This window comes from Kitasatospora sp. NPDC005751, assembly GCF_040630835.1.
In the GTDB taxonomy this organism is placed as follows: Bacteria; Actinomycetota; Actinomycetes; order Streptomycetales; family Streptomycetaceae; genus Kitasatospora.
Map to the genome: position 1 here is coordinate 136,383 of NZ_JBEXYC010000016.1, position 7,975 is coordinate 144,357.

A 7,975-nucleotide genomic window follows, 5' to 3' on the forward strand; every position below is an offset into this window, starting at 1 on the left:
ACGACGCCCCCCGCGGTGGGCCCCTCCGCGCCCGCAACCGGGCACGAAGGGCAGGACACGGCCGGCCGGGTCAGGGCCGTCCGACGTGTCCGGAGACGACCACGACCACCGGGGAGCCGCTCCCGGACGGTTGTCGTCGCCTCGTTCGGCGTCTTGCCGTTGACCTCAACGATGCCCGACGCGTGTTAAGCGCGTGCTGCGCGCAGGTGACGCCGGTGTACCACTTCGCCCCCGGACGAGCCCTCAGCCGCCTGGGCGGGCGGCCTCGATGAGCCGCCGTCAGTGCGAGCTGCGGGCGGCCAGGAAGCCCAGCAGGTCCTGGCGGGTGACGATGCCCTGCGGCTTGCCCTCCACCAGCACCACGGCCGCGTCGGCCTTCTCCAGCACCGTCATCAGGTTGGTGACGGTCTCGCCCGAACCGACCACGGGCAGCGGCTTGGACATCACCTTGTCCAGTGTGTCGTCCAGCTGGATCTCGTTCGCGAAGACGCCCTCCAGGAGCAGCTTCTCGGCGACCGAGCCGATCACCTCACCGGCCATGATGTCGGGGTGGCCGGCCCCCGGGGAGACCACCGGCATCTGCGAGACGCCGTACTCGCGCAGCACCCGGACCGCCTCGGCGACGGTCTCGTTGGGGTGCATGTGGACGAACTGCGGGATGCCCTCGTGCTCGATGGCGTCCTTGCGGGCCAGCACCTCGGCGATGTGCGCCTCGTCGGTGGCCGAGGGCAGGAAGCCGTAGTCGGCCATCCAGTCGTCGTTGAAGATCTTCGACAGGTAGCCGCGGCCGCCGTCCGGCAGCAGCACCACCACGACGTCGTCCGGGCCCAGCCGCTCGGCCACCTCCAGCGCGGCCACCACGGCCATCCCGCAGGAGCCGCCGACCAGCAGGCCCTCCTCCTTGGCCAGCCGGCGGGTCATCTGGAACGAGTCCTTGTCGGACACGGCGACGATCTCGTCCGCGACGCCACGGTCGTAGGCGGTCGGCCAGAAGTCCTCACCGACCCCCTCGACCAGGTACGGCCGGCCGGTGCCGCCCGAGTAGACCGAACCCTCCGGGTCGGCGCCGACGACCTTGACCTTGCCGCCGGAGACCTCCTTCAGGTAGTTGCCGGTGCCGGAGATGGTGCCGCCGGTGCCGACGCCGGCCACGAAGTGGGTGATCCGCCCCTCGGTCTGCTCCCACAGCTCCGGACCGGTGGAGTGGTAGTGCGAGGCCGGGTTGTCCGGGTTGGAGTACTGGTCCGGCTTCCAGGCGTTCGGCGTCTCCCGGACCAGCCGGTCCGAGACGTTGTAGTAGGAGTCCGGGTGCTCCGGGGCGACGGCGGTCGGACAGACGACCACCTCGGCGCCGTACGCGCGCAGCGTGTTGATCTTGTCGGTGGACACCTTGTCCGGACAGACGAAGATGCACTTGTAGCCCTTCTGCTGGGCCACGATCGCCAGGCCGACACCGGTGTTGCCGGAGGTCGGCTCCACGATCGTGCCGCCGGGCTTCAGCGCGCCCGAGGCCTCGGCGGCCTCGATCATGCGCATCGCGATCCGGTCCTTCACGGAACCGCCGGGGTTGAAGTACTCGACCTTCGCCAGCACTGTCGCGCTGATGCCGTCGGTGACCTTGTTGAGCTTGACCAAGGGCGTATTGCCGACCAGGTCGATGATCGAGTTGTGGTACCGCACGGGGGTCCTCCCGGTCTGTGGGCATGCGAGTGCTTTCGGTACTGCAAAGCCTAGGCCGTGCCACCGGCCCCGGCCCTCCCCTGCGTCGCACCTGCGCCCCGCCCCCACGCGGCCCCCTTCCGGACCGCCGCCCGACCGCCGCCCGCGCGGTGCGCCCACGGATGGCCCAGTCCCGTCGATAGCGCACGGCCGAGGACGGGTAGGAGGTGTACAGGCAACGCGAGTGGCGGCTCCGACTGGGGGCGGCACGAGGACGCGAAGGGGGCACCGGATGCCAGGGGCACAGGAGTCGCGGGCCCGGGTGGCCCGCCGCATCGCCACCGCGGCGGCTTACGGCGGCGGCGGGCTCGGCCTGCTGGGCGTCGGCCTGGTCGGCGTGCTGCTGACCGAGAGCAAGCTGGCCGTGCAGGCCATCGGCGTCCTGGAGGGCGACCCGCCCCGGGCCGACGGCGTCTACGGCGAGGCCTTCGCCGACGCCGGCAGCACCGGCCAGGCGCCCCTGGTGCTCGCCTTCCTCGGCGACTCCACCGCCGCCGGCCTCGGGGTGCTGCGCGCCCGCGACACCCCGGGCGCGCTGCTGGCCGCCGGCCTGGCGTCGGTGGCCGAGCGGCCGGTCCGGTTGGTCAACGTGGCCCGCTCCGGCGGACGCTCCGCCGACCTCTCCGGCCAGCTGGAGCTCGCCCTGCCGCACCGCCCCGACATCGCCGTGATCATGGTGGGCGCCAACGACGTGACCCGGCACAGCCCGGCCCAGCTCGCGGTGCGCCACCTCGGCGAGGCGGTCGCCGCGCTGCGCGCCAACGGCTGCGAGGTGGTGGTCGGCACCTGCCCGGACCTCGGCACCATCAAGCCGGTCCGGCCGCCGCTGCGCTGGGTGGCCCGGCGGGTCAGCCGGCAGCTGGCGGCGGCGCAGACCATCGCCGTGGTGGAGGCCGGCGGCCGGACGGTCTCGCTGGGCTCACTGCTCGGGCCGGAGTTCGCGGCCCGGCCGGAGATGTTCGCCGCCGACCGCTACCACCCGTCGGCCCAGGGGTACGCGACGGCCGCGATGGCCGTGCTGCCCTCGCTCTGCGCGGTGCTGGGCCTCTGGCCCGAGGACGAGCGGCCGGCCGGAGCCGTGCCGGGCGAGACGGTGCTGCCGGTGGCGGTGGCCGCGGCCGCCGCGGCGGGCCGCTCCGGCACCGAGGTGGCCGCCGTCGGCGCGGAGGGCGCGGGCCGGCGCTGGGCCCTGCTGCGCCACCGGCTGCGAGTCGGCCTGCCGGGCACCTGGGCCGCCGAGGGGCCCGCCGGGCGGTCGGCCCCGGCCGCCGGGCCCGACCGCGGGAACACGTCGGCCAGCTCACACGCCGGGGCGGGTGACGCCTGATCTACCAGACGGTAACTTTCCTCCCGGGCGTCCCCCGCGCACCCGGTCGTTCCCGTCGGACCGCCACCCGGACACCCCACCGCCCGAAGGTCACTCAGCGAGGAGCCCGTCATGCCCGAAGCCGTCATCGTCAGCGCCACCCGTTCGCCGATCGGCCGGGCTTTCAAGGGCTCCCTCAAGGACGTCCGCCCCGACGACCTGACCGCCCACATCATCGCCACCGCCCTCGCCAAGGTCCCCCAGCTCGACCCCCGCGACATCGACGACCTGATGCTCGGCTGCGGCCTGCCCGGCGGCGAGCAGGGCCACAACCTCGCCCGGATCGTCGCCGTCCAGATGGGCATGGACTACCTCCCCGGCACCACCGTCACCCGGTACTGCTCCTCCTCGCTGCAGACCACCCGGATGGCACTGCACGCCATCAAGGCCGGCGAGGGCGACGTCTTCATCTCCGCCGGCGTCGAGACCGTCTCGCGCAGCGTCAACGGCACCTCCGACGGCATGCCCGGCACCATGAACCCGCTCTTCGACGACGCCCAGGCCCGTACCGCCCAGCGCGCCGAGCAGGGCGGTGGGGAGTGGCACGACCCCCGTGAGGACGGCCTCGTCCCCGACGCCTACATCGCGATGGGCCAGACCGCCGAGAACCTCGCCGCCCTCAAGGGCGTCACCCGCGCCGACCAGGACGCCTTCGGCGTCCGCTCCCAGAACCTCGCCGAGGCCGCCATCAAGTCCGGCTTCTGGGAGCGCGAGATCACCCCCGTCACCCTCCCCGACGGCACCGTCGTCTCCACCGACGACGGCCCCCGCGCCGGCGTCACCCTCGAAGCCGTCTCCGGCCTCAAGCCCGTCTTCCGCCCCGACGGCACCGTGACCGCCGGTAACTGCTGCCCCCTCAACGACGGCGCCGCCGCCCTCGTCATCATGTCCGACACCAAGGCCCGCGAACTCGGCATCACCCCCCTCGCCCGCGTCGTCTCCACCGGCGTCAGCGCCCTCTCCCCCGAGATCATGGGCTACGGCCCCGTCGAGGCCTCCAAGCAGGCACTGCGCCGGGCCGGCCTCACCATCGGCGACATCGACCTCGTCGAGATCAACGAGGCCTTCGCCGCCCAGGTCATCCCCTCCTACCGGGACCTGGGCGTCGACCTCGACCGCCTGAACGTCAACGGCGGCGCCATCGCCGTCGGCCACCCCTTCGGCATGACCGGCGCCCGCATCACCACCACCCTGATCAACTCCCTCCAGTGGCACGACAAGCAGTTCGGCCTGGAGACCATGTGCGTCGGTGGCGGCCAGGGCATGGCGATGGTCGTCGAGCGACTCAGCTGAACCCCCTGGCGTCAACCCCGAAGGGTCCAGACCACCCATTTGGAGTGACGCACAGTAATTGAGGGCCGGATCACACCGCGAGGTCGATCCGGCCCTCTTTTCTTTCGAATCGGGCCCGGAAATCGACAGTGCGGAGCGGATCAACTCCGCTGCGTAGAACGGTGTTACCTAACAATTTGGGGACAAGAGCGAAAGTCCCGGGCAAATTAGACATTCGCCACTGCGGTAACAGCCCCGTATGGGGCAGTGTGGAGAGGTAACCCCGTTCCACTCCTCCCTAGGAGTACGTTCCGTGAGCGCCGTCTACACCCTCCTCCTGCTGATACTGATCGCCGTGACGACCGCCGTGCTGGTCCACCTCCGCGGGCTCTCCCGCCGGCTGGACGCCCGGGCCGCGGCCACCGCCACGCCCGCACCGGTCGACGAGGCCGCGATCCGCCGCGCCGTCGCCGAGGCACTCGCCGCCGACCGCGAGCGGGAGATCACCGAGGCCCGCGCCTTCTGGGCCGAGCAGGAGGCCCGCGCGGCCGAGGACGCGCCACTGTTCGACTCCCCCTTCGCCGGCGTGCTCGGCTCCACCGACGAGTGGCCGCTCTTCTTCCCCCGGCCGACCGGTCCGCAGGAGGCCGCCGACAACGCGGGCACCATGGACCCGGAGTTCGGTGAGGCGCTGCGGTCGGCGCTGGAGGACCTGATCAACGAGGGCGGCGCCGCGCCCGACGCGCCCGGGACCGACGGCGGCGCCCCGCTGCGCCCGGGGCACCCCGCGGGGGTCCCGGTCGCCGAGGGCGGCGGCGACGCCCGGGCCCGCCGCGAGGCCGACCTGCTGGCCACCGGCCTGGAGGCCGGACTGCTGGACGCCGAGCCGATGGTCGAGGAGGCGCCCGCGCCCGCCCCCGACCCGCGCCGCCACCCCTCGCACCCGGACTTCGTGCCCAGCCAGGCGCCGTCCCGCGAGTGGACCGACACCCGGCTGGCCACCCTCGCCGAGGAGGGCGTGGCGCTGACGGACGTCCGCCCGGGCCCGCTCGGCACGCTGGACGTGTACGCCTTCGCCGACGGCACCACGCTCTGCGTCGCCCCCGGCGACCGGGAGGCCGCGTACCGGCTGATCGACGCCGTCCGGGCCGGCGAGGACGTCCGGCTGCTCGGGGGCTCGCGGTTCTCCGGCTCGTACTCGCTGACCTTCTCCACCGACGACGACGCCGTCTACGTGCTCGCCGACCGGGTGGTCGCCAGCATCTGACACCACGCGCGCGGACGCGGCCGCGACAGCCGCGGCCGACGTTCACCCGAGGGCCGACCGGATCAAGGGGTTACCGATCCGGTCGGCCCTCGGCGTTCCCGTCCGCCGTTTCCCGCCGGCGGCCCGCAGCGGCCGCCCACCGGGCCCTCGTACCGGGCCCTCGTACCAGGCCCTCGTACCGGGCCGCCGCTCCGGCCATCCGCCGGGCCGCTTCCGCCGGGCCCGGGCTCAGCCGCAGAGCGCGGCCGTGGCGGCCACCTCGGCCAGGGCCCGGGCGAGCACCACCGGGGCCGCCGCGGGCCCGCCCAGCGGCTCCGGGAGCGGCACCAGCGCCTGGGCCGGCAGGGCCGTCAGGGCCGCCGCCAGGTCGTGCCCGGCGACGGCCAGCTGGTCGCCGGCCGCGAAGGCACCGGCGTCCGGGAACTCGCGCGGCGGCACGGCCGGCCCGCCGGCGCCGTCCGCCGCCCCCTCGGCGGCCTGCGCCGCCGCCGCCAGCCGGCCGGCCAGCGCCAGCGCGGCGGCGGCCCGGGAGGGGTGGCCGGGGACGGCTCCCAGCAGCCGGCTCTGCGGCATCGAGCGGAAACGGTCCGCCAGGGCGTCGACGGCTTCGGCGAGGGAGGCTGCTTCAGGCATGGCGCGAGCCTAGACGAAAGCCGCCGGGCCCCGGAGCGGAAGGCTCCGGGGCCCGGCGGCAGTGCGCGGGGGGCGCGGTGATCAGTCGTCGCCGCGCAGGATCGCGATCAGCCGCAGCATCTCGATGTAGATCCAGACCAGCGACAGGGTGAGCCCGAAGGCGGCCCGCCAGGACTCCTTCTGCGGGGCGCCCTGGGCGATGGCCTGCTCGATGGCCGCGAAGTCCAGCGAGAGGAAGAACGCGCCGAGGCCGATGCCGACCAGGCCCACCACGATGCCCAGCGGGCCGGAGCGCAGCCCCATCTCCGCACCGAACATCGACGCGACCGCGTTGACCAGCAGCAGGAGCACGAAGCCCATGGCGATCGCGATGCCGATCCGCGTGTAGCGCGGGGTGACCCGGATCCGGCCGGTCTTGTAGGCGATCAGCATCGCCGCGAAGACCGCCGCCGTGCCCAGTACCGCCTGGATCGCGATGCCCGGCAGGGCGGCGTTGAGCGCCTTGGTGACGGCACCGAGCGCGAAGCCCTCCAGGCCCGCGTAGAGCAGGATCAGCGGCGGGCTGACACTGCGCTTGAACGAGATCACCAGGCCGACCACGAAGGCGATCAGCGAGGCGCCGATGGCCAGGCCGAAGTTCCGGTCCGGCAGCGCGAACCAGGCCAGGGCGCCGAAGGCGACCAGGGTGAGCAACGTCATGGCGGTGCGTGCGACGACGTCGTCGAGCGTCATCCGCCCGGTGTCCAGCGGGCCGGCGGACGGCGCGCCGTACATCTCGACCAGCTGCTCGTCGGTCAGCGGACCCTGGCCCTGCGGCTGCTGGGCGTAGGGGTTGTTGCCGTACGGGTTGCCGCCGTACGGGCTGCTCGGGCCGGTGGGGCCTGCGGCGTACGGGTTCCCGGCCGGCGGGGCCTGCGTGGTACCGAAACCCGCGTAGCCGGGCTCGCGGGTGAAGGACCCCTCCCGCGAGAAGACCGGGTTGCTGCTTCTCATTGCTCATTCCCTCCGTGGCGGCACTGCACCGCCCGCACCACAAGGGTAATGGGTTGGCAAAAGAATAGGGATACGCCGCAAGGAGGATCCGGGGAGCGGCGCCCGGCGGGGACGCCCGGTGGCGTCCCCGCGGGTCGAGCGGTGCCCGGAGCCGGACTCGAACCGGCACGGCCTCACGGCCAAGCAGTTTTAAGCTGCCCGTGTCTGCGTTCCACCATCCGGGCCTTCAAGGACCTGCCCTGCCGACAGTCGGAGGTGGTGCTCCGTCCCCGTGCGGGCCATCCCCGAGCCTAGTCGCCCGCCTCCCCCTTTCGCATGTTCCCAGCCAGGGAAGTTGTCATGTTTCCTTGCCATCTGACGAACAGTTCGTGATTTGGCCAATCCGAGCGTGCTATCCGGCCAGCGGGATCAGGTAAGGGTTGACGTCATACCCGAGGATGAGGGCTTTCTCCGGACGTACGCCCAGCGGTGGTCAGGCCAACCGTCCGGCGGAGCGACGAGAAGCCGTGACCACGTGGCCGAGCATGGAGATACCGCCGAACCCCTGCGCGGACCGGCCCTCCGGAGCCGTCCCGCACCCCCGGCGCCGTCCGCAGCCCGACCCCAAGGAGCACCCCGTGACCACGTCGACCGCAACCGCCGTCCGTACCGGCCGGGCGGCCGCCCGCGCCACCGGCCTCAACAAGGTCTACGGGGACGGGGAGACCCGCGTCGTCGCGCTCGAC

General features: G+C 73.3%; 6 protein-coding genes, 1 tRNA gene and 1 pseudogene. 4 read left to right on the plus strand and 4 right to left on the minus strand.

Annotated features, from left to right (window positions below; all coding sequences use genetic code 11):
* Positions 1 to 279: 279 nt before the first annotated feature.
* Complete coding sequence (locus tag ABZ497_RS17815; protein ID WP_329489355.1) at positions 280 to 1,680, minus strand: cystathionine beta-synthase; 1,401 nt, start codon at positions 1,678 to 1,680, stop codon at positions 280 to 282.
* A 271-nt stretch (positions 1,681 to 1,951) separates the two neighbouring features.
* Here ABZ497_RS17815 and ABZ497_RS17820 point away from each other — a divergent pair, with 271 nt between their 5' ends.
* From ABZ497_RS17820 to ABZ497_RS17830, 3 genes are all read left to right on the plus strand, one after another.
* Complete coding sequence (locus tag ABZ497_RS17820; RefSeq protein ID WP_359806141.1) at positions 1,952 to 3,046, plus strand: SGNH/GDSL hydrolase family protein; 1,095 nt, start codon at positions 1,952 to 1,954, stop codon at positions 3,044 to 3,046.
* Between the two features lie 111 nt (positions 3,047 to 3,157).
* Positions 3,158 to 4,378 (plus strand): acetyl-CoA C-acetyltransferase, encoded by a 1,221-nt coding sequence (locus ABZ497_RS17825; protein WP_359806144.1) that lies wholly within the window; start codon positions 3,158 to 3,160, stop codon positions 4,376 to 4,378.
* Between the two features lie 292 nt (positions 4,379 to 4,670).
* Positions 4,671 to 5,624, plus strand: coding sequence for a hypothetical protein (locus ABZ497_RS17830; RefSeq protein WP_359806147.1), 954 nt, complete (start codon positions 4,671 to 4,673; stop codon positions 5,622 to 5,624).
* Positions 5,625 to 5,852: 228 nt separating this feature from the next.
* Here ABZ497_RS17830 and ABZ497_RS17835 read toward each other — a convergent pair whose 3' ends face one another.
* The 3 genes from ABZ497_RS17835 to ABZ497_RS17845 all read right to left on the minus strand — a co-directional run bounded on the left by ABZ497_RS17835 (position 5,853) and on the right by ABZ497_RS17845 (position 7,474).
* Complete coding sequence (locus ABZ497_RS17835) at positions 5,853 to 6,257, minus strand: hypothetical protein (RefSeq protein ID WP_359806149.1); 405 nt, start codon at positions 6,255 to 6,257, stop codon at positions 5,853 to 5,855.
* An 81-nt stretch (positions 6,258 to 6,338) separates the two neighbouring features.
* Positions 6,339 to 7,250, minus strand: a complete 912-nt coding sequence (locus ABZ497_RS17840; protein ID WP_359806152.1) for a Bax inhibitor-1/YccA family protein — start codon at positions 7,248 to 7,250, stop codon at positions 6,339 to 6,341.
* 142 nt (positions 7,251 to 7,392) lie between these two features.
* A tRNA-Leu gene (locus tag ABZ497_RS17845) sits at positions 7,393 to 7,474 on the minus strand.
* 393 nt (positions 7,475 to 7,867) lie between these two features.
* Between ABZ497_RS17845 and ABZ497_RS17850 the strand changes: the two are divergent.
* Positions 7,868 to 7,975, plus strand: a pseudogene (locus ABZ497_RS17850) (ABC transporter ATP-binding protein); the annotation flags it as partial.